Annotated in this window: 2 protein-coding genes; one reads left to right on the top strand and one right to left on the bottom strand. The window is 69.3% G+C overall.

Going from position 1 to position 2895, the window contains the following annotated elements:
* Positions 1-45 precede the first annotated feature (45 nt).
* On the bottom strand, positions 46-765 hold the full coding sequence (locus STRTUCAR8_RS04685) for a hypothetical protein (protein ID WP_006374285.1): 720 nt from the start codon (positions 763-765) through the stop codon (positions 46-48).
* 230 nt (positions 766-995) lie between these two features.
* On the opposite strand from STRTUCAR8_RS04685, the gene STRTUCAR8_RS49245 reads away from it, so the two are divergent.
* On the top strand, positions 996-2895 hold a 1900-nt coding region (locus tag STRTUCAR8_RS49245; RefSeq protein ID WP_044471635.1), incomplete at its 3' end, for a serine/threonine-protein kinase.

Genomic DNA, 2895 nt, shown 5'->3' with positions numbered 1-2895 from the left:
TCACCCGTTCACCGATCAGGGCTCACCGATCAGCCCCGCGAGCGATCAGCCCTGCTGCTGAGGCCGCCGCTGCGACCACCACATGCCCGCCGCCCCGGCGGACAGCAGCGCCGCGCCGACCGCGCCGAGCGGGAGCAGGTCGCGTGCCGGGCCGGTCCTCGGCAGTTCGTCGCCGCCGGGCGCCACCGGCTTGTTGTCGGTGCCGAGCAGCAACGGCGTGGCCGGCGCGTTCGGCGACGGGTTGGTCGTACCGAACGGGACCGGGCCCTGCTGCCAGAACGTCTTCGACCCGTCGGCGGTCTGGACGGGCAGACAGATCTTGCCGGTCTTGCCCAGGTCGAACGTCGCGTCGACGTCGTACGACGTCGACTTGCCGGCCGCGAGATTTCCGACGGCGCAGCTGAAACCGCTGTTCGATCCCTCCGGCAGATCTCCTTCGGCGATTTCCGAGCAGCCCTGAACGTTCTTGACCGTCAGGCCGTCGAATCCCACGACCAAAAGCCTGATGTCACCGCTGTCCTTGCTCCCCTCGTTCTTTACGGTGGCGGTGAGTGCCGTTTTCTTCGAACTGTTGTCGACCGAAATACTTTCGGGCAACTGTGTGGTCAACTTGACGCCCGTCGGCGCCGCGTCGACGGCCTTTCCCCCCTTGTTGCTTCCGGGCCCCTGGTCATCCGCGCTGGCGGTGAAGGAAAGGATCATCACGGCCGAGAAAGATGCCGTGAGCAGCGATCCCGCGATGACCGTCGTGCGACCAGAACTCATGTTCGTCCCCCTTGGATCCCCCTGGACCGCGCCTGAATTCGCGGTCCCTGAAGAGGTACCACAAGATTTCTCGCCACTATGCTGGTACGGCACGAAGTGTGACCATTGTGGTTCTGGTGGGGCGTGCGTTGAGGGGGTGCAGGGGATTGTCGGGGAATATGGGCGGCGGGGTTCCGGGGCTGTTGGTGACAGGCCGATATCGGCTGGTCGAAAGTATCGGTCAGGGGGGAATGGGGCGGGTGTGGCGGGCCGTCGACGAAATGCTCGACAGGCCGGTGGCGGTCAAGGAAATGCGCATCGACGGACTCGACGCGGAGGACACCCGTACCCGTCGCGAACGCACGCTCCGCGAGGCCAGGGCGACGGCCCGGATCGACCACCCGAACGTCGTGCGGGTGTACGACGTCGTGGACGAGGGTGAGCGGCTGTGGATCGTCATGGAACTGGTCGACGGCCGCTCCCTCGAACAACTTCTCGTCGCGGATGGCCCGTTGGGCCCGCGTGACACAGCCCGCCTCGGCCTCAGCCTGGTCTCGGCACTGCGCCAGGTGCATGCCGGGGGCGTACTGCACCGCGACATCAAACCGGGCAACGTCCTCGTGGAACGACGCGAGGGGCGGGTCGTCCTCACCGACTTCGGTATCGCCGCCATCCAGGACGCGAAGGCCCTCACGATGGTCGGGATGCTCGTGGGATCCCCCGACTACATGGCGCCGGAGCGGGTGTCGGGCCAGCACCAGGGCCCGCCCTCCGACGTGTGGTCCCTCGGCGCGACACTCTGCGCGGCGCTCGGAGGCCGCTCCCCGTTCTCCCGCGAAATCACCCTGGCGACCCTGCACGCGGTCCTGTACGAGGACCCCGAACTCCCCGCCACCGCAGGCCCGTTGCACGACGCCCTGGCCGCCCTCCTGGAGAAGGAACCGTCGGCCAGGCCCACCTTGGAAGACGTGGAGCGAGCACTGAGGCCGGTGGCGTTCCCGGAGCCGCATCCCTCCGAGGAGCCGGCGCCCCCAACTCCCGTACGGGCGAACGCGGACGCGCCGACCCCCGCGTACCTGGACGCATCCTTGGTACGGGCCGTACGGCAGCAGCGGGAACAGTCACCGGAGGAACCTGCACCTGGTCCTGGACCTGCACCTGAACCGGAGCGGGAGCGGGAACGGGAGCGGCGGGACCCCGAGCCCCAGTCGCCGAGGGACGCGATACCCGCCGCACGGACGACCGTCACCCCCGCCCTGGGAACCGCGCCCCCCGAGGTGTCCAACGCCTCTACCGAAGTCCCCTCCGAGATACGGTCCGAGGCCGGTTCGGCGATCCCCACACGCACCGCCGGGGTCTCACTGATCCGAGCACAGACGCACACGCGGACGGTGGCCCAGGCACAGGCACGGTCGCAGGCCCAGGCGTTGACCGAGAAGCGACCGGCGGAACAACTCCCGAAGCACTCGCAGCAGGCGGCTGCCCTGCCGACGGCCCCGCACCAGGGTCACGGTCGCCGCCGTCCGGGCATGCTGGCCGCGGGGCTGGTCACCGTGGGGGCGGTGGTGGGGCTGGTCCTGGCAGTGACGGCGGACTCACCCGACGACAAGAACACGGCCACTCCCGGGTCATCGCGTGACACCTCGGCAAGTGCCGTCCCCTCGGCCTCGGCCTCGCGGCCCGCCACCCCCACGGAGACCTTCCCCGAGACCTCCCCCGAACCCACCGTCGAGGGCACCTCCCGCCCGCGCAGCCTGCCGCCCGGGGCGCACGAGGAGGCGGGCGGATACGCGTGGGCGACGCCCAGGGGCTGGCGCCGGGACGTGAAGACGGGCGCCGAGGTGCACTACACATCCCCCGACGGCCGGCAGGAACTGCTGGCCAAGTCCTCCCTCGCGCGGGGCGAGTTGCTGCAGACCTGGGAGCAGTCGGAACGCAACGCCCGCCAGGGCCAGGACTACACGAAGATCAGCCTCGGGGAGACGACGTACCAGGATCACCCGGCCGTCGTCTGGGAGTACACCTTCACCCTGGACGGAACCCCCTGGCACGCCAGGCTGCTCGGCTTCGACGTGGAGGGGAAGTCGTACCAGATCAGCACCTGGTACCACCCGGAGATCGAGGAGCAGGCGGTACAGACGTACGAACGGG

Source organism: Streptomyces turgidiscabies Car8 (genome assembly GCF_000331005.1).
Classification (GTDB): domain Bacteria; phylum Actinomycetota; class Actinomycetes; order Streptomycetales; family Streptomycetaceae; genus Streptomyces; species Streptomyces turgidiscabies.
Note: the sequence above shows the minus strand (reverse complement) of the source record. Positions and strands in the feature narration are given on the sequence as shown.

Coding starts and splice junctions, on each gene's coding strand:
- STRTUCAR8_RS04685 (WP_006374285.1), bottom strand. CDS start 765: ATGAGTTCTGGTCGCACGACGGTCATCGCGGGATCGCTGCTCACGGCA.